We start from the raw sequence: 22,828 nt of genomic DNA on the forward strand, positions 1-22,828 counted from the left end.
AATTATATGTGTGGTATCGTCGGTATCGTCGGTAAGAGTGATGTCAACCTGCAGCTCTATGATGGGCTCACTCTATTGCAACACAGGGGGCAGGATGCCGCAGGCATCGTAACCTGTGACGACGATCGCCTGAACCAGCAAAGGGCCAATGGTCTGGTACGCGATGTGTTCCGCGCACGCCATATGGAGCGCCTGAAAGGTAATTTTGGCATTGGCCATGTGCGCTACCCAACTGCGGGAGGCTCCGGCCCCGCGCTGGCACAGCCATTTTATGTGAACTCCCCTTACGGCATCGCCATGGCTCACAATGGCAACCTCACCAATGTACGCAAGGTAATGGACGAAATCTTCCAGCAGGACCTGCGTCATATCAACACTGATTCCGACTCGGAAGTATTGTTGAATGTGTTTGCCCATGAGCTGCACAAGCAGCACAAGCTGCAGCCCAAGGCAGAAGATATCTTTACCGCTATGCGTGCCGTACACAAACGTGTACGCGGAGCTTATGCCTGTGTGGCCTTGATTGTTGGCTACGGTATCGTCGCTTTCCGCGATCCCAACGGAATTCGCCCGCTGGTATATGGCAAACGTGAAACCGAGAAGGGCACCGAATATATGGTGGCTTCTGAGTCTGTGGCCCTGGATGTACTGGGTTATACCCTGGTGCGGGATGTGGCCCCCGGTGAAGCACTTTATATTGAGTTGGATGGCACTGTGCACTCTGAGCAATGTGCGGAAAACCCGTCACTGACCCCCTGTATTTTCGAGCATGTGTACTTCGCCCGCCCGGATTCCATTATGGACGGCGTATCTGTACACAAAGCGCGCCTGCGTCAGGGTGAGCACCTGGCAGACAAAATTCTGCGCCTGCGTCCGGATCACGATATCGACGTGGTGATTCCTATTCCTGATTCCGCCCGTACTGCCGGCCAGACTGTGGCTCATCGCCTGGGAGTGAAATTCCGTGAAGGTATGGTGAAGAACCGCTATATCGGCCGTACCTTTATCATGCCGGGGCAGAAGCAACGCAAGAAGTCTGTGCGCCAGAAGCTGAACGCTATTGAGTTGGAATTCCGTGGCAAAAATGTACTGCTGGTGGATGACTCCATTGTGCGCGGCACTACCTGTAAGCAAATTATCCAGATGGCTCGTGATGCCGGTGCGGCGAAAGTGTATTTTGCCAGTGCGGCGCCTGCGGTGAAATATCCGAATGTGTACGGTATTGATATGCCATCAGCCAATGAGTTGGTGGCCCACGATCGCACCACAGATGAGATCTGCGAGGAGATAGGTGCAGATTGGCTGGTTTACCAGGACCTGGAAGACCTGGTGGTGAGTTCCAGTGGCGGCAAGCAGAAAATTGAGCACTTCGATTGCTCCGTATTCGATGGAAACTATGTAACTGGTGACGTGGATGACGAGTACCTCAATAACCAGCATGCTGCGCGCAACGATGATGCCAAGCGTAAGAAGACCAGTTCCAGCGCCCTGTAGGTAATCTGGGACAGCGCTCTCTTCATGGCGGAAGAGGGCGCCACGCACGATTGTTTCGGTTAAGATTACCGCTTCCGTAAATACTGACCAGGAAGCGGTATATGTTTGAAGACGACGGTTACGCTCTGGAAACCCTGGCCGTGCGTGCTGGGCAGGTCCGCTCGCCGGAAGGTGAACACTCAGAGGCCCTCTACCTCACCTCCAGCTATGTTTTCCCCTCTGCTGCGGAGGCCGCCGCGCGCTTTTCCGGCGAGAGCTCCGGCAACGTCTATTCCCGCTATACCAATCCCACTGTGCGCATGTTTGAAGAGCGTATTGCTGCCCTGGAGGGCGGTGAGGCTGCAGTGGCGACCTCCAGTGGCATGGCTGCCATTCTAAGTATCTGTATGGCCCTGTTGAAAAGTGGCGATCGGGTGATCTGTTCCCGCAGTGTGTTCGGTACTACTACAGCGCTGTTTGGGCGCTACATGGAAAAGTTCGGTGTGCGTGTCAGCCACGTCGATCTCACCGATATGGATGCCTGGAGGCAGGCGGTGGATGGCTCTACCAAGCTGCTATTTATGGAGACACCCTCGAACCCCCTTTGTGAAGTGGCGGATATCCATGCCCTGGCGGAAGTGGCGCATAGCGCCGGCGCCATGCTGGTGGTGGACAACTGCTTCTGTACCCCGGCCCTGCAACGCCCTCTGGCCCTCGGCGCCGATATCGTTGTGCACTCCGCGACCAAATTCCTCGACGGCCAGGGGCGCGCCCTCGGCGGTGTCGCTGTAGGCCGTAAAGAAGTCATGGATGAGCTGGTAGTGTTTCTGCGCACCGCGGGCCCCAGTATGAGCCCGTTCAACGCCTGGGTATTTCTCAAGGGTTTGGAGACGCTGAAGTTGCGTATGCAGGCTCACTGCACTAACGCCCTAGACTTGGCCTGGTGGCTGGATGAGCAGGAAATGGTGGAGAAGGTCAATTACACCGGGCTGCCAAAACATCCCCAACACCGCCTGGCCCGGGAGCAACAGGATGCCTTTGGTGCCGTACTGAGTTTTACCGTGCGCGGTGGACGCGAGGAGGCCTGGAAGGTAATCGACAACTGTAAAATCCTCTCCTGTACCGCTAATCTCGGCGATGCCAAAAGCACCATCGTGCATCCGGCTACTACAACTCACGGTCGCCTTAGCGATGAGGACAAGGCCCGCGCAGGTATCACTGAGAATCTGATTCGCATCTCTGTGGGGCTCGAGAATGCAGAAGATCTCAAGCGCGACCTGATGCGAGGACTGGACCAACTGTAAACGCCTGGATTTGCCCCTGGTGCACCTGAGGCGGGAGCCCTCTACCTATGATTAATAGCGGGGCGACAGATCACCCGGTTACTGGCCGGCATTTGGGTGCCGGCCAGTAACCGGTAGTGTGTCCACAACAGGGCCGTATAACCGGCCTGAAAAAAACTGAGCAGTAATGGATTTGCCGTGCAAAAAATAGTTTCCGCCATTGTTTCCGATATTGGCAGTGTTCTTTTGGGTAAAGAGCGCCAAGTCAAGTTGGCCCTGGCCTGTCTTTTATCTAAAGGTCATCTATTAATCGAAGATTTACCCGGCATGGGTAAGACTACCCTGGCGCACGCCCTGGCTCAGGTGTTGGGGCTCTCATATAAGCGGGTGCAGTTCACCAGCGATATGCTGCCGGCGGATATTCTTGGCGTATCGATATTTGACCGTGAATCGAGCCAGTTCCATTTTCATGAGGGCCCGGTTTTCAGTCAGGTGTTGCTGGCAGATGAAATTAACCGCTCGTCGCCAAAAACCCAGAGCGCTCTACTGGAAGCGATGGAGGAAGGCCAGGTCAGTATCGATGGTGAAACCCGTATATTGCCGCAGCCATTTTTTGTTATCGCCACTCAGAACCCACTGCAGCAATCGGGCACTTTTGCGCTGCCGGAATCCCAGTTGGACCGCTTCCTGATGCGTATTAGTCTCGGCTACCCAACCCGCGAAGCGGAACGTGCCCTGTATATGGGGACAGATCCGCGCCAGAAATTGGCCAAGTTAAAACCCCGTATCGATATCTCTACCTTGAAGAAAATGCAAAGCCTGGTCGGGCAAGTAAAAACCTCTGATAGTCTGTTGGATTATCTCGAGCGGTTGGTGCTGCACACTCGCCAGAGCCCCGATTGCACAGTGGGGTTGTCACCCAGGGGTGCCCTGGCGCTGTTGCGAGCAGCCAAGGCCTGGGCCCTGATTCACAATCGCGGCCATGTATTGCCGGAGGATATTCAGGCTGTGTTGTCCTCTGTAGCAGGGCATCGACTGCAGAGCGAAGGCGGTAGTGGCGATCAACTGGTGGAACGCCTGGTGCGCCAGGTGGATATTATCGCGGCTTGAAGTAATGAGTGTTTCATCCAATCCGATGCGCTTTCTGACAGACCCCTTCCGCAGCGCCATGCGGCGCTGGATCAGTCGCCGAGCGCCGCGTTCCCGTGCCATCACTCTCAATCACAGCCGTCTGTTTATCCTGCCTACACGCGCAGGGCTTGGTTTCCTATTGGTAATTACTCTTTTGTGGTTACTTGCGACCAACTACGAAAACAATCTGGTATTTGCCCTGACATTCCTGCTGGTCAGTGTGTTCGTGGTATTACCTGTGCATACTTTCGCCAACCTGACCGGCCTGCGGCTGCGGCTGCTGGGGACCAGTCCGGCTTTTGCCGGTGACTATGCCGAGGCGCAAATCAATGTTTGTCGCGCGGGCAAGCGTGAGCGAGAGTGGATACAGCTGAGCTGGCCCCCGGAAGAGGGCACTTATGTGGATTTGTGTGGGCAGGCCAGCAAGGATATTCACATCGCTATGCCGGTTGTAGAGCGTGGACGTATACAGGCCCCGCGCCTACGGATTGAAAGTCGCTTCCCCCTAGGCCTGTTTCGCTGTTGGAGCAGCATCGACCTTGATGTGGAATTCCTGGTATATCCACGACCGGTTTCCCCCGGCCCACTGCCGCTTGGGGCTACTCAGGCTGAAGGTGAGTTTGGCGAGGTGCGGCGCGGGGGTGATGATTTCAGTGCTCTTAAACTTTATCAGCCAGGTGACTCCCTGCGCCACCTAGCCTGGAAACAGTATGCCGCCGGGCGCGATCTCTACAGTAAGGATTATGAGAGCCGTACTGATATGCGCTTGTGGCTCGATTGGGAGATCCTCGATGGGCGTGATGTGGAGACGCGCTTGAGCAACTTGTGTCACTGGGCCTTGCAGGCTGAGAAGCAAAATATTGATTACGGCCTGCGCCTGCCCGGTGTTTCAATCGAGCCTGCCCAGGGACCGGGTCATCGGCAACAGGTGCTGCAGGCACTGGCGCTGTTCCCGAAGTGGAGCAACTGATGGCGAACACTCGGGATTTGTTGCCTCGCGAGAGCCTGCTGTGGATTTTTGCCGCGCAGTTTGTCGCTCTGTTACCCCAATTTACACAGCTGCCGCCGTGGATTCCTTTTGCCTGGGCCTTTGCGGTCTATTGGCGCTTGGAGGTTTTCCGCGGTCGCCGCGATCTGCCTGGACGCACCCTGAAGCTGCTGGTGATTTTAATGACAATGGCCGGGCTGGCGATGTCTTACCGACGCTGGTTTGCCCTGGAGCCGATGGTGGCACTACTGGCGTTGTCATTCACCCTTAAAAACCTGGAGTTGGTGAGCCGCCGCGACGCCTTTGTCAGTTTGTTGCTGGCCTATTTTGTCGCAGCCACTTTGTTCGTGCGTGAGCAGACTATTCCTTACGCCCTTTATGGTCTGCTTAGTATTGTGTTGATAACTGCAGCTCTGGCGGCGCAGCTGGGCAGCTTCAGTGCGCGCCCGCGGAGGGCTCTGAGCCTCTCTGTGCGCCTTTTGGCCCAGGCTACGCCATTGATGTTGTTGTTATTTGTAGTGATGCCGCGGCTGGGGCCGCTCTGGTCTGTGCCCCAAGACACCTCTGCCGGGCGCACCGGAGTGAGTGATTCCATGGCGCCGGGAGATTTTACTCGTTTGTCAAAGTCCGGCAGGCCGGCACTGCGTATCTCATTCGACGGGCCCATACCTCCACCGGAGCAGCGCTATTGGCGCGGACTGGTGTATTCCGAATTTGATGGGCGCACTTGGCGCCAGGGCTTCGGCGTCGATCCGCGTAATGGTGGGCGGGTATTTTGGCAAAGCGGCGAGCGGCCGCTGCCTGAAATAGGCCCACGCTATCGCTACCGGGTGATCCAGGAGGCCAGCCGAACTCCCTGGTTGTTCGCTTTAGCGCATCCAGCATCTGGCAGTGCCGGAGTGGGGGAGACCCTGGATGATCGGCTGGTCAAGCGCAGCCCGGTGTACAGTCGCTTTGCCTATGAGGTGCGATCCTGGCCAAGAGATGCTCAGGGTACCCCGGGCCCTCTCGGCAGCGCCGAGCGCCGCCGCAATTTACAATTGCCTGCGGATGGCAATGAGCGCACACGTGAGTGGATGGAGAGCTTGCGACGCAGGGGGTTGAGTGTGGAAGATATTTCCGCGCAATTGCTGGCCCGCTATAACCGCGAGTTTACTTACACATTGAGTCCCCCGGCCCTGGGTATCGAAAGTGTGGATGAGTTCCTGTTTGAGAGTAGGCAGGGCTTCTGTGAGCATTTTGCAGGCAGTTATGTTTTTGCCATGCGCGCGGCAGGTGTACCGGCGCGGGTTGTGGCGGGCTACCAGGGTGGTGAGTGGGTGAGTGGTGAGGAATACCTGCTGGTACGTGAGTACGATGCTCACGCCTGGGCGGAAATCTGGCTGGATGGACGCGGCTGGCAGCGGGTGGACCCGACAGCGGCAGTTTCCCCCGAGCGGGTGCGCGATGGCCTGGAGAGCGCTGCGGGGGATGAGTTTATGCAAGACTCTCTGCTGCCCCTGCATCGTATTGATGCTCTGGTCAAACTGCGCCTGCAGTGGGACATGATCAACTACCGCTGGTACCAGACAGTGGTGAGCTTTGATAGCGAGAAACAGCGCGATACCCTGCAGCGCCTGTTGGGTGATGTCTCTCCATTGCGCATGGCGTTATTATTCGCTGCACCTACCGCAGCAGTGCTTCTGGGGGTGTTGCTGTGGATCTGGTACAGCGGCTGCGAGCGCAGGTTACCGGAGGCGGAGCGCCTTTACCGGAAATTTTGCCGGCGCATGGCACTGGCGGGAGTTGAACGCCGATCCGGCGAGGCACCGCAGGATTTTGCCCGGCGCATCGCAGAGGAAAAGCCGCGCTTGGCGACTCTGGCACAGCAAGTTACCGATTCCTTTGGGCTGGCGGCCTATGACGGTGACAGCGCTGCGTTGGTTGAGCTGCGCCAACTCCTGAGCTGGCGCTATAGCCTGGTGCCGGCCCGGTTGCATAAGCGCGAAGCGGTGGAGAGCTGATCCTTGGCTAGTCTCTCGCGCAAAATGCCAGCCCGGCTACAAAAATTCCTGCTGGGGTACAGCGGCACTTCGCTGGCCACCGGGTTGCAGGTGATTCTGCTGCCGTGGATCGCGCTTACCGTGGTGGACCTGCCCGCATTGCAATTGGGCTGGGTACAGGCATCGGTGTTGCTTCCCAACCTGGTATTTCTGCTGTTTGGCGGTGCTCTGGCGGATCGGCGCGACCCGGCGCTGGTCGCCACCCTGGCATGTTTGGGGCTCGCCCTTTGCCATGGTGCCCTGCTGCTGTATTACTCCCTGCATGTGCTTACTCTGCCAGTGCTGATGACCTACGGCATCTGCCTGGGTATTTGCAGTGCTTTCCTGCAACCTTCTCGGGATAATCTGGTTCAGCGTAGTGCACGCAGTGAGCGGGGCAGAGCTTCAGAGAGCCGTGTGCAGAAAACCGTTACCTGGATGATGCTGGCGCAATATGGCGGGCAGGCTGTGGGTATGCTATTGGCGAGCCGCTTCGATCAATGGGGATTGCAGAGTTTACTCGGAGTTCAGGTGGGGGTGCTGCTGCTGGCCGCGCTCTCTCTATTATCCCTGCGCGACGGTGGAGTCCGCTTGCCGGAAGTAGAAAAACAGCCTCATACCTTGATTCTCGATGGCCTTTCCCAGGCCTGGCGCCAACCGGTGCTGCGCGAGTTGACTGCACTGATGTCTTTTAATGGCTTTGTGCATATCGGCGTATTTTTGGTGGTATTACCATTATTGGCTGAGGGTTACGGTCGCGGTGCCGGCTATTACGCGACCCTGCAGCTGGCCTTTGTGGCGGGAACAGTGATTGCCACTGTGACCATGTTACGCCGCGGCCAGGGACCGGAGCCGGGGCGGGGTATCCTCATGTGCCTGCTCTACAGTGCAGCGCTATTGATTGCCATTAGCCTGGGGCCGACACAGCTGGGATTAATTCTGCTGTGTCTGTGCTGGGGTGCGGTGGCGGCAGCCTCGGCAGGTCTTGGGCGCAGTATTGTGCAATTGTTGGCACCGGCGGATTACCGCAGCCGCATTATCTCAATCTACCAGTTTGCACTTTTTGGTTCAGCGGCCCTGGGTGCCCTGGCTGCGGGAATCCTAAGTGAATATGCGGCACCGTTCACCACCCTTTTGTGGGCTGGGGTTTTGAGCTTTGTTGCTTTTGTGCTGGTGGCATTGAGTGGCGCTTTGCGCCGGGTCAGGGTCGGCGATAGTGAGGTGTGAACTTGGGGGTCACCAGCCGGGCACCATATAGTTAGCCTGGTCAGCAACCGAGGCTCTGTGCAGACTGTTGAGAAAGGTCTCACGTGGCCTTTTTCAATCCGGTTTTGCGGCATATGTCCGCAAAACCTCCACGGCAAATCAGGCACTTATATGTTCGATTTGCGACCCGAACGTCTCTGCTCGGTGAGCGGGCTGCTGAAAAATACCTTTTTAAAAGCCTACAAGTGGCTGGAGGTGAAGTTTGGCCCCTGCCAAGATCGCTAATTGGTCTGAGCGGGTGGCGCGTGACAGCCACGCGTTGGACCTGCCTGAAGGCCTGTTCAGTCTCAATGATCCCAGGGCTATTGCCCGAATCCTGAAAACTGCTGCCGAGTCCAGCACACGACGCAAAACGGATCCCTACCGTTCGGCGATGTCTATGCTGACCTTCTTTATCAATCGGGCGGGACAGGGGCTGTCGGCCAGGAGGCGGCGAATATTGGAAGAGGCCAAGGATGAATTACGCAGTCTTTACGGGCGTCCGCGCCGGCATTGAGCCGGCGGCGGTGAGATTGGCATAACGCCGTGAAAGGTTTTAAGGCGCCTGGCAGGGCAGGCAGCGCACATAGAGGGCACGCGGGTCGCGGTAGCTCTGCAGTTCGGCGATTGGCGCCAGCACCGGCTGTACGCTATTTAACCAGGCGCCTAAGGGCAGGTTGGCCTCGAGGCTCGCGGCAATTTGCGCGTCTACATTGTCGCTCAATGCGCGCAGGAACTTTTCGCCGGGGCTCAGCTCACGCTGAATCTCTACTACGTCGTATTCTTCGATTTCAGCAAGCTGCGCGGCGTCGGCGATGGCATCGCTGAGGTTGCCGAGGTCATCTACCAACCCCAGTTTCTTCGCTGCGCGACCGGTCCAAACTTGTCCCTGGGCTATTTTGTGCACCTCTTTGGGGGTGCTGCCGCGAGCTTCGGCAACAATACGCAGGAAGCGCGCGTAGGTATTGTCGACCCCCTGTTGCAGGATACTCGCTGCCGCGGGTTGCAGCGCGCGGTCCAGGCGCATACTGCCAGACAGGTCGGAGGTGCCCACACCATCGGTATATACGCCGATGTGTTCGAGGGAGTTCTCGAATGTTGGGAAAGCGCCGAATACACCGATGGAACCGGTAAGTGTGGCTGGAGAGGCCCAGATACGGTCGCCGCCGGTAGCAATCCAGTAACCACCGGAAGCGGCTAAGCTGCCCATGGATATTACTACGGGGATTTTTGCTTCACGGGTGGCCAAAAGCTCCTGGCGAATGGCCTCAGAGGCGAAGGCGGAGCCACCGCCACTGTCGATACGTAAAACCAGGGCATCCACTTCTTTCTCGCGAGCCTGGGCGATCAGTTTGCCGAGGCTTTCACTACCGATGCGACCGGCGGGTGCCTGGCCATCGACAATGGCGCCGCTAGCGGTAATCAGGCCGACCTTACTGGACTCCTTGATCGGTTTGGCTGCTTCGGCGAGTTTGCGGCTACGCAGGTAGGCGAGGGCATCGATGGATTTGTAATCGCGTTCCTTGTTTTCATCTTCGCCGATGTCTTTTTTCAGCTCCTTCACAGCCTCGATGCGGTTGGCCAGTTGGTCCACCAGTTTGTTGGCGAGCGCTGTGTCGGCCCAGCTACCATCATTCTGTTGCAGCTTTTCTGGCAGTTCGTTTATAAATAGATCGAGGCTCTCTGCGGGCAGGTTGCGCAGGCCAGTTACCTGCTCACTGTACTCACTCCAAAGCTCGTTCAGCCAGCGCTGGTTATTCTCGCGCGAGGCGGGAGACATATCATCACGGGTGTAGGGTTCGATAAAGTCCTTATAGTCCCCCACGCGGAACACATGGAAGTTTACCTTGAGTTTTTCCAGCGCACTTTTGTAGTAATTGCGGTAGACACCAAAACCGGTGAGCATCACTGAGCCCATGGGGTTCAGGTAGACTTTGTCGGCGTGGCTGGCGAGGAAGTACTGGGATTGGGTGTAGTTATCGCCCACTGCATAGATAGGCTTGTCGGCCGCTTTAAAACGCTGTAAAGCGGCACCAATTTCATCCAGCTTGCTTAAACTGCCACCCACCATATGGTCCAGCTCGAGTACCAGTGACGAGATACGCTTGTCCTTGGCGGCGTTGTCGATAGCGTCTACCAAGTCCTTTACGCGCACTTCTGTAGGGCCTTGGCCTCCCCCAAGAAATATCGGCAGGGTGGCTGGCTGGGAGAGTTCATCGACAAGGAAACCGCTGGGCGCTACGCGCAGGGCCGCGCCCTGGGGCACTATCAGCTGGTCATCCTTGCCGAATATGGCGATGCCAATAAACAGCAAAATCAGCAGGAACACCAGGTTGGTGAACACTCGCCTTAACCAGGTGATGCTTCCGCCAATAGCACCAAAAACGCTACGGGCAATTCCTTTTTTCTGGGGTGTATCAGTCAAACCTCAAAACTCCTTAGCGCGCCGGGCACAAGGACAACCCGGGCAAATGTGTCTGGAACCACTGGCGGCGTAACCGCTGCGGGGTTACTGCATGCGATGCCAGCGACTGCTCATCATTGCAGAAAAGAATAGGATAAGGCTCAGGAGCACCATAACGCCATCCTGCCAACCGCGTGTAGGCATCATTACACCGACAATACTGGTGGTAATGTACAAGAGCAGAATAAAGCAGAGCCATAGATAACTGCGATAACGCTGCTTGATCAATCCTGGCAACACTAACAGCAGCGGTACAGTTTGTACGAGCCACAGTGAGATGGAGCCGCCTTCCAAAAACAGGTTTCTTACGAGAATCAGCAATAACAGGCCGATATAACAGAACCAGTTAATTCGCAGCGCAATATTCAGTTTACGCTTTACCGTATCGTTCATGCGCTCTCCCCTATTTGGGCGCGGGTTTCAAAGTCTGTGCCAGCTGGCCAACTCTAGTACCCAGTGCTCTGCAAAGGTTAATTTCATCATCGCTCAGCTGATTTCCGTGTCCCTTGGCCCAATGGGAAGCACCGTAGGGGGTTCCGCCAGTTTGGGTACGCATCAATGCAGCTTCGGAGTAGGGAATACCGGTGATCAGCATGCCGTGGTGTAAAAGGGGCAGCATCATGGAGGTCAGCGTAGTTTCCTGACCACCGTGCAGACTGCCTGTTGCGGTAAACAGGCCGGCGGGTTTACCGGTCAAGCTGCCTTCCAGCCAGAGGTCACTGGTCTGGTCGAGGAGATAGCGTAGCGGTGAAGCCATATTGCCAAAGCGGGTCGGGCTGCCCATCAGCAGTCCGGAGCAATTGCGCAGATCGTCGAGGGTGCAATAAGGGGCCCCCTCACTGGGCACTTGCGGCTGGCTGGCTTCGGTATCGGGGGATACGCTGGGTACAGTGCGCAGACGTGCGGTAATGCCGCTGGATTCAACCCCACGTGCCAGTTCTGTGGCCATGCGTGCGGTAGCGCCGGTGCGGCTGTAGTAGAGGACCAGAACATAGGCTTCGGAATCCGGGGCCATTAAAGCAGCTCCAGTACATTTTCCGGTGGGCGACCTATAGCGGCTTTGTCACCTTTTACAACAATTGGCCGCTGGATCAGAATCGGGTTCTGTGCCATGGCGTCGATCAGTTGTGTTTCACTCAGTGCGGGGTCTTTCAGGTTGAGCTGCTTATAGGGCTCTTCCCCGGTGCGTAGCAGGTCGCGCGCGTTGATGCCGAGTTTACCCAGAATCGCTTTGAGGTTGTCTGCGGACGGCGGTGTTTCCAGGTAGAGAACCACTTCCGGTTCCACGCCGTTTTCCTGCAGCAATTGCAAGGTCTGGCGGGATTTTGAGCAGCGGGGGTTGTGGTAAATCGTCCACATTGTGTCGGCATCCTGTTACTGTTTGGCGTATTCTAACCGAATAACGTTGCGGAATTCTAAGTGGTAGGGCGAGTTTGCCCGCTTCTGTTGGCAGCCGCACTTTGCAAGATGAAAACGGAAACCACGATGAAGGACACGGTGATTCAATGGCGGCGTTTTGCCACTTCGTTGTGGTCGCTATTTAGTGAGAAAGACTGCCAGAAGAGTGCTGCTGCGCTCACCTATATGACGCTGTTTGGCATAGTGCCCCTGGTGACTGTCAGCTACGCAATGTTGTCGCTGTTTCCTGACTTCGCCGGTTTGGAGAGCAAGTTCCAGGAACAGGTTTTCTCTCACTTTGTACCGCAAAGTGGTCAAGAGGTGCAGGAGTACATCAACAGTTTTTCTGCCCAGGCTCAGCGCCTGACCGGTGTGGGTATTGCCATGCTGATTATTACCGCAGGGCTTACCCTACGCAGTATTGAAGGCACCTTTAACTCAATCTGGGATGTATCTCGCGGGCGCAGCGGAGTATCAAGTTTCCTATTGTACTGGGCCATCCTCAGCCTGGGCCCGATTTTACTGGGCGCCGGTCTTGCCGCCAGTACTTACCTTCTCTCGCAAAAATTGTTCATGGGGGGGAGGACGGTTTTGGCATGATGGCGGTAGTACTGAGGATACTGCCGTTTATTTTTACCAGTATCATTTTTACCCTGCTGTTTATCGCAGTACCCAACTGCTATGTACCCCTGCGTCACGGTATTGAGGGGGGAGTGATTACCTCTATCGCCTTTGAGGTGATGAAGTATCTCTTTGGATTGATCGTCGCGCGAAGCTCGGTACAGGCTATTTATGGTGCCTTTGCTTTTGTCCCGCTATTTTTGCTGTGGATTTACCTGACCTGGATGCTGGTACTGGCCGGCTGCGTCCTGGTGCGTACCTTGTCGGTCTACCAAGCGGCGACCCAGGGGCGTCAGCATTCAGATTTAGTGGCAACCCTGATTGTCCTGTGGCAGCTTTATAAAGGCGGTCGGCATGGAAAATCGCTGCGCGAACGGGACATTTCACTGATGGGGATCAAGTTTGGCCAGTGGCGGCGCCTGCGCGATGTGTTGCAGGGGCACCGAGTCATTACCCAAACTGACAGGAACGACTATGTACTGTTGCGTGATCTGAACTCCGTTTCACTGATGGAATTGGCTGGTTGGCTCAGTCCTCAGTGGATACCCAGTGGTATTCCCCGCGACCTGGAGGGATTCCGTTGGTATGCAGAGATAGAGCGCCGTTTCGCCAGTGCACGGGACACGACTAGGGAGCAGCTCGGTATAACTATCGGTGCGCTGTTTTGGGCAGCCCGGCAGAAGGATGAGGAGGCCAGAGCAAAACACAGTGCTGCGCCTGCCGAAAATAGCGAGAAGAATAATGAGCGGGATAGCACCAGTCCCGAGGGAGAGAGCGATGTTTCAAGTAGTGAGTCGGCAAAACGTGAAGGGAACCCTGGGAATAGCCTTTCTGTTTTTGGCAAGCGTAATAAGCGGTTGTGATAGTGATACCAGGCTAAAAGTTAGTAATGGTGAGCCAATTGCTATCGAAGGCAAGATAGTTTTGGTTAACTACTGGGCGGAATGGTGTGCCCCCTGCCGTGAGGAGGTGCCGGTACTCAACCAGCTTGCACAAACCCACAACAACCTTGTGGTGGTGGGGGTTAATTTTGATAACTTGCCAGATTCCGTTGTCAGCGAGCAGGCACAAAAATTAGGTATAGAGTTTCCATTGCTACTCATTGAGCCGGAGGGACGCTGGGGGCAGCCCCGCCCTCAAGTTCTGCCTACGACTCTGGTTATCGGTGCTGATGGCAGATGGAAAAAAACCCTAGTAGGGCCACAAACCGCAGAGGATTTCCAAGCGGCCCTGCAATGATTATGTCGCACAATCTGCAAATAACTTTATAAAACTATAACTAAAGCAACTATAGGGCGCTGGCGCAACGCTGATAGCATGCCGCCACTTTCCAGTTTGCCCGGGGTGGGATTTTCAGACCATGCATATCAGCTCCTTTGTTTTGCTGTTTTTCTTTATCGTCTTGCTCTATGGCCTGCATCGTTGGCACCGCGGCAGGAACTCCCTGGCTCCCGCAGTTTTTGCCGGCCTGCTACTCGGTGTCGCTTTTGGAGTTCTCCTGCAATTGTCGCGAAGCTGGGGCGCTGCCCCGGGAGAAGTATTGCCCTGGGTTCAGATGTTGGGCAATGGTTATGTAAACCTGCTCTACATGCTGGTTATGCCCCTGGTCCTTACTTCTATCCTGGTGGCGGTAGTAAAAGTAAGCCACACCCAGGCGCTGGGCAGAATCAGTGTCTCCGTATTGGGAGTATTACTTGGCACCACTGCGATAGCGGCGCTGATTGGTGTTGCGATAGCTGAGCTGTTCGGTCTTTCCGCAGCCGGGCTGGTTGAGGGTTCCCGCGAAGCAGCACGAGTTGAGGTGCTTAATGAACGCATCGGGCGGGTGAGTGACCTTTCCATTCCAGAAATCATCAGTTCTTTTATACCGCGTAATATTTTCCAGGACCTGACTGGTGCCCGCTCCACCTCAGTGATTGCCGTAGTGATTTTCGCCGTTTTGCTCGGGCTTGCCGCCCTGGCTGTGCGTCGTGAGTTTCCGGAAGAAGGCGCAGCTATCGAGCGTTTTGTCCATGTTGCTCAGGTGTGGGTAATGAAACTTGTACGCCTGGTGATGGCTTTTACTCCCTACGGTGTAATGGCATTGGTTGCGGGGTTGATCGCGAAATCCAGTTGGGCTGATATTGCCAACCTATTTGGGTTTGTGGTGGCCTCCTTCTGTGCGATTGGTTTGATGTTCCTTGTGCATGCATTGCTGCTTTTCATCAATGGAGTGAACCCGCTGCACTACTTTGCCAAGGTTTGGCCAGTATTGGTGTTTGCTTTCAGTTCCCGCTCAAGTGCAGCAACTATTCCGCTCAATGTCGAAACCCAGGTGGATCAGCTGCGTAACTCGCCGGCTATTGCCAATTTCTCCGCATCCTTTGGTGCGACCATAGGTCAGAATGGTTGTGCTGGTATTTATCCGGCTATGCTCGCCACTATGGTGGCGGTACCTATGGGCATTGATGTATGGGATCCGCTGTGGCTTAGCACCCTGATTGCGGTGGTGGTCATCAGTTCATTTGGTATCGCCGGTGTAGGTGGAGGGGCCACTTTTGCCGCGCTGGTCGTGCTGCCGGCAATGGGGCTGCCAGTCACTATCGCTGCGCTGCTGATCTCTGTGGAACCATTAATTGATATGGCGCGCACCGCACTGAATGTGAATGGCGCTATGACAGCTGGAACCCTGACCCAACGCTGGTTGGGTGACGAGGTCCCCGGTGCGGAGGTGGTAGAGGGCTGAGCAAATAAATTGTTGGGTATTGCTTGTTACTGGTGCAAATACTCTTTATGTATGAGTGTTCCGGCAGAAAAGTCAGAGGTGATTGTCAACCGATCTACGGCATAACCGTTTTAGTCAGTGCTTGTAAATTTTGTTTGGTTTGTTTACGGAACTGGAGGCAATTTATGAAAAAACTGACGGGACTGACTCTGTTAACTGCTGGCCTGGCTCTACCGATTTCTCTACTCGCGCAAAGTGCTGTTGCCGAATCCCACGATCACGGTGATCATATCGAGGATCGCCTGGACAGTAAGGGTGACCATATCGAGACCAAGCTCGATAATAAGGGCAACCGCATCGAAGAGCGTCTTGATAATAAAGGTGATCGTATCAATGACCGGCTGGACCAGCGAGCGGAGCAGGCCACAGCAAACGGTAATGATAAGTTGGCTGAGCGGCTCGATCGCAAGGGTGATCGCATTGACTCTCGTCTGGATCAAAAAGGCGAACGTATCAATGAGCGTTTAGATAGCAAGGGTGAAAAGGTCAACAACCGCCTGGACAATAGGGGGGAGCGAATTGATCGCCGTATGGACCGGCGGGCAAAGTTAAAAAACCATAAAAATGATTGATGGGCCTGGCAATAATAAAATTATAAAAATTGTGGCGGGACTGGTTTCGTAATGGGGCCGTGAAAAGTATTTCTGTGCGCAAGGATTTCAGCCGGCATTTATGAATCAGTTCCTCACCCAAGTGGAAAAGCGGGCTTTTACCATGGCAAGCTTTGCCGTGGGCAACCGTGATGATGCGTTGGATATAGTACAGGACGCCATGTTGGCACTGGTGAAGAATTACAGTGGCCGCGAGCGAGCCGAGTGGCGCCCTTTATTTTTTACCATTCTTAACAACCGCATTACAGACTGGCATCGCCACAATAGAAGATTATCCCGCTGGCAGTTAATCCGTGAGAAATTCCCTGCGAGTGATGATAAGGAAGATACGCTTCCCTCTGAGTGGGTTGATACTCGTGGTCACACACCGGATAGCGCTCTGGTTGGCGAGCGCCTGTTATTGGCTATCGATGGTGCGGTAAGTCAATTACCGCTGCGCCAGCAGCAGGCCTTTATGCTGCGGTGTGTCGAGGGCTTTAATGTGGCGGAAACTGCTCGCGTTATGTCCTGCAGTCAGGGCAGTGTTAAGACGCACTTATCCCGCGCCATGTGCAGTCTGCGCAGCCATCTGGAGGAATTCCAATGAAACAGCTGGATCAATCGGCCAAGGCTCAGGACCGGCAACTGGTGAAAGCGGCACGAGCAGCTGTCAAACGACGGGAGGAAGGAATTGATCGGGAAACCCTCTCCCGGCTGGGGAGAGCCAGGACGGCAGCCCTTGGACAACTGGGATCCTCTGCCCTGTCTGCTTATCGATGGTTGGGGCTCGGCGCTGCCTGTGCTGCGCTGGTGGTTTTGCTGCTCTGGCCGGGAGCTGAGGATACTCCGGGGGAAGAGCCGTTTATTGCCAGTGACTGGCTGCTGTATGAGGAAATGGATGTTGAAATGATAGAGGACATGGAGTTTTACCAGTGGCTCGCGGAGGAGCTGGATGGGCATTCCTCCTAGGGGAAGAAGGGTTTTCTGTATCGCCCTGTTGTTGTGTGGGGTGGTGAGAGCCGAGGAGATGGAACCCCTGGAGGAGGATTTTCTACTGTTCCTCGGGGAGTGGGCGGATGAACAGGGAGATGTACTCGTACCCGAGGAGTCGGACCTGTGGCTGGCAAAACCGCAAAGTAGGGTGCGCTGGCAGCGCGAATATAGTGAGGATGGGGAAACCCGTGAGGAGTAGTGGGATGAGTAACGGGGGGTTCATCTGCCTCGGCCAGCTGGTCGGCCTACTGCTATGCCTCTGCGGAAATCTCGCACTGGCGCAGGAGTGGCAGGACCTCAGCGAGGGTGACCGGGAGTTGCTGAAGGGGTTCGAGGATCGCTGGCCCCGGATGAGTGATACCCAGAGGGGGCAATTACTACGAGGCGCCAAACGCTGGAACGAGATGAGCGATCAGCAGCGCTACCAGGCCCGCGAACAGTTCAATAACTGGCGAGCACTGCCAGATGATCGCCGCACCCGGCTTAGAGATTCCTATCGCCGCTATATGAACTTGCCGGAGGAAAAGCGCCAGCAAATCCGTGAGGCACGCAAAAAATTCCGACAGATGTCCCCGGAGCAGCGCCGTCAGTTGCGAGAACAGTGGAATAAGGACAGGCGGGCTCAGCGTCAAGCCAGCCGAAAGTTTAGTGACTCAGGTGAGGGGGTCAGTCGGAGTGACCGGCGCGAGCGAAATAACCGGCAAGAACAGATGGATCGCCGTGAGCGTGGGGCTAGACGCGAGCGGGAAAGCAGGAGTGGGCGCCGAGGAGAGAATGATCGCCACCAGAGGTGGGAAAGGCTGGATGAGATCTGACGTCTAATACCAGTTTCTGTTTAATTCAGCGTCTATTCAGATCATTTTGATTAATCTCTTTCCCGTTGATGAATAACGGGAGGTTGATTGTGCAACTCTTCAAGCAGCTATTCGCAGGTGCGGCCATTGCCGCCCTGGTAGGCGTAAGCGCCACTGCCAAGGCGGGTCCTGCGGGTCCTGCGGGTTATGCGGACTCCTACGGCGCTGACAATTACGATTTTGCACGGGTTACAGAGGTCATCCCTGTGTATACCGATGTGGAGATTCGCACGCCGCGAACTCAATGCCGAGAAGAGCAGGTGATGTACCGCGAGCCAGCCTCCCCTGCGGGCACTCTGGTTGGAGGCTTGATTGGTGCTGCAGTAGGTAACAGCCTTGGCGGGCGCGGACATCATCGCCGATACCACCATGGTGGTCACCGTGGTGGCGCTACCGTTGCTGGGGCGGTCGTGGGGGCCCTGGTAGGCAACCAGATTAGTCGTGCCAACGCTCAGACCTACTACACCACCGAATCCCGCTGCCACATTGTGGACGAATTCAGCTCACGTAGGGAATTAGTCGGATACGATGTGCGCTATCGGTATAATGGTCAGGTTTATCTGACTCGCACAGATTACCATCCGGGAGATAGAATCCGGGTTAGAGTCGCAGTCTCGCCGGCACCTTAAGCTGGCGAGAACGCGGCTGGAAAGAGTTAAAGGTGGAAAATTTGGATATCCACAGGAGCCGCACCGTGAAACTACGCCGCGTTTTAATAGGGCCATTTCTCCTTGCTTTCGCATTGTTACCCGGGCTTTGTGCCGCCTCGCTTCATGGCTTGCCAGCCTATGGGAAAGAGGCTTACAGGTACGAATACCTGCGGGCTCAGGACGGAGAGATCTCTCGCAAGCAGGCCGCATCGAAGGTCAAGCGGCGCTACGGCGGCAAAATATTGTCAATCTCCGAAACCCGCAGGCAGGGTCAGGCTGTATATCGCGTGAAGGGATTGTCGGATAAGAGTCAGGTTTATGTGGTCTATGTGGACAAGAAAAGCGGTCGCATTTCCCGTTAGCCGACCGCAACCACCGAAAAAATAGATCCACAGACAAAGGGAAGGAAAATGCGCGCACTACTGGTCGAAGATGAAGCTTTACTGCGACAGCAACTTGCAGAGTCCCTACGTGGCGCCGGATATACTGTAGATGAAGCCCCGGATGGCGAAGAGGGTCTCTACCTGGGCCGTGAATATCCCTACGATATTGCCGTGATGGATCTGGGCTTGCCAAAAATGGATGGCATCGAAGTGATTCGCACCCTGCGCGGTGAAGACAAACACTTCCCAATTCTGATTCTCACCGCTCGCGGTCACTGGCAGGAACGGGTGGCCGGGCTTGAAGCTGGCGGTGATGACTACCTGGTAAAGCCTTTCCACACAGAGGAGCTGCTGGCTCGCCTCAATGCGCTGGTGCGCCGATCTGCTGGTTTCTCCTCCCCTACAATCAAGGCCGGCCCTATAGTGTTGGATACCAGTTCCCAGCGAGTTACTGTGAGTGAGGCTGAACTGGAATTGACTTCTTTTGAGTACAAGGTACTCGAATACCTGATGCTGCATCCGGATGAAGTGGTTTCCAAAACCACACTCACCGAGCATATTTACGAACAGGACCGCGATCGCGACAGCAACGTGATTGAGGTCTTTATTGGCCGTCTACGTAAGAAGTTTGATACGGCGGCCCAGCTGAAGCCGATTGAAACCCTGCGCGGGCGTGGTTACCGCTTTGTCGCCCCCAGTAATTGCCATTTTAAATGCGCTTTTTCTCATTCTGGTTGAATTCCCTTAAAGGCCGCCTGGCGCTGGTGACTAGCCTGGTGCTGGTGGGCTTTGTCCTGCTGATTTCCGGGGTGCTTGAACACGCTTATCGCACTTCCCTCGATGAGGCCAAGCAGCGGGAATTACAATTGTATATTTACACCCTGCTGGCTCTGGCCGAGCCTGAAGACGGGAGCCTGGTGTTGCCGCCAGAGTTACCCGAGCAGCGCTTTAACCAGCCGGATTCCGGCTTGGTGGGTGCGGTGCTGGATGGAGAGGGTGATATTATCTGGCGCTCTGAGTCGGCCCTGTCTATGCCAGATCTGCAATTCTATCCACTGCCCCAGGGACAGCAGTCCTATATGCAGATTTCCCTGCCCGGCGGCGATACGAATTACAGCAGTTTCCGCCAGGGTGTTGCCTGGGGGCTTGAAAATGAAAGCCCTTTTACCTTCGTTGTTCTGGAGGATGCAGGACCACTTAGAGCCCAGGTAGGGCAGTTTCGCTCTACCATGTGGCAATGGTTGGGGGTGGGGGCGCTGTTACTTGTCCTGGCGCAGTGGTTGGTTTTGCGCTGGGGATTTGCACCGCTGAATGCGTTGGCAAATGCACTGAGGGATATGCAGCAAGGAGGCAGTGATCGACTGGAGGGTAACTTTCCACGGGAGTTGCGTCCTCTCACCGACAATTTGAATTTGTTGATCGAAAACGAGCGTCGCCAGCGTGAGAAGACTCGCCACACCCTGGCCGACCTGGCCCACAGTTTGAAAACGCCTCTGGCTGTGCTCAAGGGATTAAGTCTGGAACAGGATACCAAGACTGCAGGCAGGACCCTGGTAGATCAGGTACAGCGCATGGATAGCATTATCAGTTACCAGTTACAGCGTGCAGTTACCAGTTCACCCAAGTCAATTCTACGCGGTTTACCGGTGGCTCCGCTTCTGGATAAGATTCTTGAGGCCTTGGAAAAAGTTTATCGCAGTAAGCCCAGCCAGGTGCGAAGCCAGTGCAGTGAGAAGGCCCTGTTTTATGGGGATGAGGGTGATCTTATGGAACTACTCGGTAACCTGTTGGATAACGCTTATAAATACGGAAATGGAGAAGTAACTGTAAATATTGAAAACGCTGAGAGTGGACGAAAGCTAACGATCAGTGTTGTTGATAATGGCCCCGGACTCGATAGCAAAAAGTGGCAGGAGGTTACCCAGCGTGGAGTGCGTGCTGACCAGCAGCAGCCGGGTCAGGGTATTGGGCTTGCGGTGGTTATGGATATCGTTGAAAGCTATCAGGGGCGCATTAGCGCAACCCCATTACCTCAAGGGGGAACGGAAATTACAGTGGTGCTGTAATTTCCGAAATAAACCCAAGGTATAATTGTTTTCCTAGAACCAGTCCGCCCGCATATCAAACGGAATACTGTTGCCACTTTTCAATAATGTTATAGACTGCTGAATGTTTGGCAGCTCCCATTCAAAGTAAAAGCGTGCGGTGTGAATCTTGCCGCGATAGAAGCGCTCATCCTCTTTGCTGGGATTATTCTCCAGCGCCTTTTCTGCAACGATGGCCTGGCGCAGCCAGATCCAGGCAACGAGAACGCAACCAAAAACGTCCAGGTATAAAGTGGCATTGCTAAGACCGCGATCCACATTTTCCTGTAACTGGCCGAACAGAGCCATACCGGTTTCGTCGAGTTTCTCCAACGACTCTTCCAGGGCGTTTGCCATAGATTCCAGGCTCACCTTATCGCGTGCTTGCATTATCGTATTGCGGATTTCTGCCTGCATCAGCTGATAGGCAGCGAGATTTTTGGCTGGCACTTTGCGCGCCAGCAGGTCCAGTGCATGGATACCCTCGGTGCCTTCGTGTATGGCATTCAGGCGGTTGTCCCGGTACAGCTGTTCCAGCGGAAATTCGCGAATATAACCAGCACCACCGAGAACCTGGATTGCCAGCTCATTGGCTTTCAAGCAGTACTTCGAGGGCCAGGATTTAACCACTGGAGTGATCAGGTCAAGCAACGTGGCTGCGGTCTGGCGCTGTTTTTCAGTGGGTGCCGTATGCTGGTCTTCATACAGCGAGGTGGCGAAGATGCTCAGTCCCATTCCCCCCTCGGAATAGGCTTTCTGCATTAGCAACATGCGCCGCACATCGGCGTGTTGAATAATAGGTATCTGCTTGGAGCTGGGATCACGGTTGGAGGGCATACGGCCTTGCGGGCGTTCTCTGGCATATTGCAGGGAGTAGGCGTATCCCTGATAGCCTAAAACAGAGGCGCCGGCACCGACACTGATACGGGCTTCATTCATCATCTGGAACATATATTTGAGCCCATGGTGTGGCTCGCCGATCAGATAGCCCACAGCTCCCTCGCTTTCCCCAAAACTCAACACAGTTGAGGTGGTGTTGCGGTAGCCCATCTTGTGTAACAGCCCGGCCAGTTTCACATCATTGCGCCCGCTCACCTGGCCTTTTTCATCAAGGAGAAATTTGGGTACCAGGAATAGGGAAATACCTTTGACCCCGGCGGGGGCCCCCTTAATTTTCGCCAGCACCAGGTGCACAATATTTTCAGTCAGGGATTGGTCACCACCGGAAATAAACATCTTCTGTCCGTGAATACGGTAGCTGCCATCTTCAGTGAGTTCGGCGTTGGTGCGGATATCGGCGAGGGCGGAACCCTGGTCCGGCTCAGTCAGGGCCATAGTGCCGGCGAAGCGGCCATCCATCATCTGAGGTAGAAATTGTGCTTTGAGTTCATCACTGGCAAAAGAGCGAACCAGGTTGGCTGCGCCGATGGTCAGGAATGGGTAACTGGCGCTGGCGATATTAGCCGCGCTGATATAAGCGAGAGAGGTACGCATTATGATTTCGGGAAGTTGCATACCACCTTCCTCGAAATCACAATGGGCTGCGAGGAAACCTGCTTCGGCAAAGGCGTCCCATGACTGTTTGGTTTCCTCAATCAAGTGTACTCTTTCGCCGTCAAAACTGGGTTCGTTGGCATCCCCTTTGGCATTGTGATTGGCGAAATATTTTTCGGCGATGGTGCGCGCGGTTTTCAGTGTTGCATCGAAAGTCTCGCGGGAATGTTCTGTGTAGCGCGATCTTTGCAGCAGTGATTCAGTGTCGAGAAATTCATAGAGTAAAAATTCGGTGTCACGCTCGTTGAGCAGCGGATGAGCCATACCTGCCTCGTCATTATTTTTATGGAATTTCGTTGCCTGGGTGCGGAAGCAGACTAGCTGGGTTATAT

General features: G+C 55.1%; 25 protein-coding genes. 20 read left to right on the forward strand and 5 right to left on the reverse strand.

What is annotated here, in order from left to right; translation table 11 throughout:
• Window positions 1-6: 6 nt before the first annotated feature.
• The 7 genes from purF (at window position 7) to GL2_RS13575 (ending at window position 8,658) form a co-directional block, all read left to right on the forward strand.
• Complete coding sequence (gene purF, locus GL2_RS13545; RefSeq protein ID WP_143731162.1) at window positions 7-1,494, forward strand: amidophosphoribosyltransferase; 1,488 nt, start codon at window positions 7-9, stop codon at window positions 1,492-1,494.
• Window positions 1,495-1,595: 101 nt separating this feature from the next.
• Complete coding sequence (locus GL2_RS13550) at window positions 1,596-2,777, forward strand: O-succinylhomoserine sulfhydrylase (protein WP_143731163.1); 1,182 nt, start codon at window positions 1,596-1,598, stop codon at window positions 2,775-2,777.
• A gap of 177 nt (window positions 2,778-2,954) precedes the next feature.
• Window positions 2,955-3,866 (forward strand): MoxR family ATPase, encoded by a 912-nt coding sequence (locus tag GL2_RS13555; protein WP_143731164.1) that lies wholly within the window; start codon window positions 2,955-2,957, stop codon window positions 3,864-3,866.
• A 4-nt stretch (window positions 3,867-3,870) separates the two neighbouring features.
• Window positions 3,871-4,857 (forward strand): DUF58 domain-containing protein, encoded by a 987-nt coding sequence (locus GL2_RS13560; protein WP_143731165.1) that lies wholly within the window; start codon window positions 3,871-3,873, stop codon window positions 4,855-4,857.
• Window positions 4,857-6,878, forward strand: coding sequence for a DUF3488 and transglutaminase-like domain-containing protein (locus tag GL2_RS13565; RefSeq protein ID WP_143731166.1), 2,022 nt, complete (start codon window positions 4,857-4,859; stop codon window positions 6,876-6,878). The genes GL2_RS13560 and GL2_RS13565 overlap by 1 nt, the downstream gene beginning before the upstream one ends.
• A gap of 3 nt (window positions 6,879-6,881) precedes the next feature.
• Complete coding sequence (locus tag GL2_RS13570; RefSeq protein WP_232053620.1) at window positions 6,882-8,123, forward strand: MFS transporter; 1,242 nt, start codon at window positions 6,882-6,884, stop codon at window positions 8,121-8,123.
• Window positions 8,124-8,364: 241 nt separating this feature from the next.
• A complete protein-coding gene (locus GL2_RS13575; RefSeq protein ID WP_143731167.1) occupies window positions 8,365-8,658 on the forward strand; it encodes a DUF3175 domain-containing protein in 294 nt (97 codons plus the stop codon).
• 39 nt (window positions 8,659-8,697) lie between these two features.
• On the opposite strand, the gene sppA is transcribed toward GL2_RS13575, so the two are convergent.
• From sppA to arsC, 4 genes are all read right to left on the reverse strand, one after another.
• Window positions 8,698-10,566 (reverse strand): signal peptide peptidase SppA, encoded by a 1,869-nt coding sequence (sppA, locus tag GL2_RS13580; protein WP_143731168.1) that lies wholly within the window; start codon window positions 10,564-10,566, stop codon window positions 8,698-8,700.
• An 84-nt stretch (window positions 10,567-10,650) separates the two neighbouring features.
• Window positions 10,651-10,998, reverse strand: coding sequence for a DUF2069 domain-containing protein (locus GL2_RS13585; RefSeq protein ID WP_143731169.1), 348 nt, complete (start codon window positions 10,996-10,998; stop codon window positions 10,651-10,653).
• A 10-nt stretch (window positions 10,999-11,008) separates the two neighbouring features.
• Entirely contained in the window at window positions 11,009-11,620 is a 612-nt protein-coding gene (wrbA, locus tag GL2_RS13590; protein ID WP_143731170.1) for an NAD(P)H:quinone oxidoreductase, read from the reverse strand.
• Window positions 11,620-11,964: an arsenate reductase (glutaredoxin) gene (gene arsC / locus GL2_RS13595; protein ID WP_143731171.1), complete on the reverse strand. Its 345-nt coding sequence runs from the start codon at window positions 11,962-11,964 to the stop codon at window positions 11,620-11,622. The genes wrbA and arsC overlap by 1 nt, the downstream gene beginning before the upstream one ends.
• 126 nt (window positions 11,965-12,090) lie before the next feature.
• Between arsC and GL2_RS22155 the strand changes: the two genes are divergently transcribed.
• From GL2_RS22155 to GL2_RS13655, 13 genes are all read left to right on the forward strand, one after another.
• Window positions 12,091-12,603, forward strand: coding sequence for a YihY family inner membrane protein (locus GL2_RS22155; RefSeq protein WP_255505671.1), 513 nt, complete (start codon window positions 12,091-12,093; stop codon window positions 12,601-12,603).
• Window positions 12,600-13,487 (forward strand): YihY family inner membrane protein, encoded by an 888-nt coding sequence (locus tag GL2_RS22160; RefSeq protein WP_255505672.1) that lies wholly within the window; start codon window positions 12,600-12,602, stop codon window positions 13,485-13,487. The genes GL2_RS22155 and GL2_RS22160 overlap by 4 nt, the downstream gene beginning before the upstream one ends.
• Window positions 13,462-13,863: a TlpA disulfide reductase family protein gene (locus GL2_RS13605; RefSeq protein WP_172621147.1), complete on the forward strand. Its 402-nt coding sequence runs from the start codon at window positions 13,462-13,464 to the stop codon at window positions 13,861-13,863. Before GL2_RS22160 ends, GL2_RS13605 begins: the two co-directional genes overlap by 26 nt.
• Window positions 13,864-13,984: 121 nt before the next feature.
• Window positions 13,985-15,349: an L-cystine transporter gene (locus GL2_RS13610; RefSeq protein WP_143731173.1), complete on the forward strand. Its 1,365-nt coding sequence runs from the start codon at window positions 13,985-13,987 to the stop codon at window positions 15,347-15,349.
• A gap of 164 nt (window positions 15,350-15,513) precedes the next feature.
• The gene (locus tag GL2_RS13615) at window positions 15,514-15,960 is read left to right on the forward strand and encodes a hypothetical protein (RefSeq protein WP_143731174.1); all 447 of its coding nucleotides are present in this window, start codon (window positions 15,514-15,516) and stop codon (window positions 15,958-15,960) included.
• Between the two features lie 100 nt (window positions 15,961-16,060).
• Window positions 16,061-16,585, forward strand: a complete 525-nt coding sequence (locus GL2_RS13620; RefSeq protein WP_143731175.1) for an RNA polymerase sigma factor — start codon at window positions 16,061-16,063, stop codon at window positions 16,583-16,585.
• Complete coding sequence (locus GL2_RS13625; RefSeq protein ID WP_143731176.1) at window positions 16,582-16,947, forward strand: hypothetical protein; 366 nt, start codon at window positions 16,582-16,584, stop codon at window positions 16,945-16,947. The genes GL2_RS13620 and GL2_RS13625 overlap by 4 nt, the downstream gene beginning before the upstream one ends.
• The gene (locus tag GL2_RS13630; protein ID WP_143731177.1) at window positions 16,931-17,170 is read left to right on the forward strand and encodes a hypothetical protein; all 240 of its coding nucleotides are present in this window, start codon (window positions 16,931-16,933) and stop codon (window positions 17,168-17,170) included. Before GL2_RS13625 ends, GL2_RS13630 begins: the two co-directional genes overlap by 17 nt.
• A 4-nt stretch (window positions 17,171-17,174) precedes the next feature.
• A complete protein-coding gene (locus GL2_RS13635) occupies window positions 17,175-17,786 on the forward strand; it encodes a DUF3106 domain-containing protein (RefSeq protein ID WP_172621148.1) in 612 nt (203 codons plus the stop codon).
• A gap of 89 nt (window positions 17,787-17,875) precedes the next feature.
• A complete protein-coding gene (locus GL2_RS13640) occupies window positions 17,876-18,454 on the forward strand; it encodes a glycine zipper 2TM domain-containing protein (RefSeq protein ID WP_143731179.1) in 579 nt (192 codons plus the stop codon).
• Between the two features lie 32 nt (window positions 18,455-18,486).
• The gene (locus GL2_RS13645; RefSeq protein ID WP_143731180.1) at window positions 18,487-18,837 is read left to right on the forward strand and encodes a PepSY domain-containing protein; all 351 of its coding nucleotides are present in this window, start codon (window positions 18,487-18,489) and stop codon (window positions 18,835-18,837) included.
• A 48-nt stretch (window positions 18,838-18,885) separates the two neighbouring features.
• Window positions 18,886-19,596, forward strand: coding sequence for a response regulator transcription factor (locus GL2_RS13650; protein WP_143731181.1), 711 nt, complete (start codon window positions 18,886-18,888; stop codon window positions 19,594-19,596).
• A complete protein-coding gene (locus GL2_RS13655; protein WP_143731182.1) occupies window positions 19,572-20,924 on the forward strand; it encodes an ATP-binding protein in 1,353 nt (450 codons plus the stop codon). The genes GL2_RS13650 and GL2_RS13655 overlap by 25 nt, the downstream gene beginning before the upstream one ends.
• 33 nt (window positions 20,925-20,957) lie before the next feature.
• Here the strand turns inward: GL2_RS13655 and GL2_RS13660 are convergent, their stop codons facing one another.
• Window positions 20,958-22,760 carry an acyl-CoA dehydrogenase gene (locus GL2_RS13660; RefSeq protein ID WP_143731183.1) on the reverse strand — a complete coding sequence of 601 codons (1,803 nt, stop codon included), beginning with the start codon at window positions 22,758-22,760 and terminating at the stop codon, window positions 20,958-20,960.
• Window positions 22,761-22,828: the final 68 nt, after the last annotated feature.

The sequence above is a fragment of the Microbulbifer sp. GL-2 genome (assembly GCF_007183175.1).
GTDB lineage: Bacteria > Pseudomonadota > Gammaproteobacteria > Pseudomonadales > Cellvibrionaceae > Microbulbifer.

Coding starts and splice junctions, on each gene's coding strand:
- purF (WP_143731162.1), top strand. CDS start 7: ATGTGTGGTATCGTCGGTATCGTCGGTAAGAGTGATGTCAACCTGCAG.
- GL2_RS13550 (WP_143731163.1), top strand. CDS start 1,596: ATGTTTGAAGACGACGGTTACGCTCTGGAAACCCTGGCCGTGCGTGCT.
- GL2_RS13560 (WP_143731165.1), top strand. CDS start 3,871: ATGAGTGTTTCATCCAATCCGATGCGCTTTCTGACAGACCCCTTCCGC.
- GL2_RS13565 (WP_143731166.1), top strand. CDS start 4,857: ATGGCGAACACTCGGGATTTGTTGCCTCGCGAGAGCCTGCTGTGGATT.
- GL2_RS13585 (WP_143731169.1), bottom strand. CDS start 10,998: ATGAACGATACGGTAAAGCGTAAACTGAATATTGCGCTGCGAATTAAC.
- wrbA (WP_143731170.1), bottom strand. CDS start 11,620: ATGGCCCCGGATTCCGAAGCCTATGTTCTGGTCCTCTACTACAGCCGC.
- arsC (WP_143731171.1), bottom strand. CDS start 11,964: ATGTGGACGATTTACCACAACCCCCGCTGCTCAAAATCCCGCCAGACC.
- GL2_RS22155 (WP_255505671.1), top strand. CDS start 12,091: ATGAAGGACACGGTGATTCAATGGCGGCGTTTTGCCACTTCGTTGTGG.
- GL2_RS22160 (WP_255505672.1), top strand. CDS start 12,600: ATGATGGCGGTAGTACTGAGGATACTGCCGTTTATTTTTACCAGTATC.
- GL2_RS13610 (WP_143731173.1), top strand. CDS start 13,985: ATGCATATCAGCTCCTTTGTTTTGCTGTTTTTCTTTATCGTCTTGCTC.
- GL2_RS13615 (WP_143731174.1), top strand. CDS start 15,514: ATGAAAAAACTGACGGGACTGACTCTGTTAACTGCTGGCCTGGCTCTA.
- GL2_RS13620 (WP_143731175.1), top strand. CDS start 16,061: ATGAATCAGTTCCTCACCCAAGTGGAAAAGCGGGCTTTTACCATGGCA.
- GL2_RS13625 (WP_143731176.1), top strand. CDS start 16,582: ATGAAACAGCTGGATCAATCGGCCAAGGCTCAGGACCGGCAACTGGTG.
- GL2_RS13630 (WP_143731177.1), top strand. CDS start 16,931: ATGGGCATTCCTCCTAGGGGAAGAAGGGTTTTCTGTATCGCCCTGTTG.
- GL2_RS13635 (WP_172621148.1), top strand. CDS start 17,175: ATGAGTAACGGGGGGTTCATCTGCCTCGGCCAGCTGGTCGGCCTACTG.
- GL2_RS13650 (WP_143731181.1), top strand. CDS start 18,886: ATGCGCGCACTACTGGTCGAAGATGAAGCTTTACTGCGACAGCAACTT.
- GL2_RS13655 (WP_143731182.1), top strand. CDS start 19,572: ATGCGCTTTTTCTCATTCTGGTTGAATTCCCTTAAAGGCCGCCTGGCG.
- GL2_RS13660 (WP_143731183.1), bottom strand. CDS start 22,760: ATGGCTCATCCGCTGCTCAACGAGCGTGACACCGAATTTTTACTCTAT.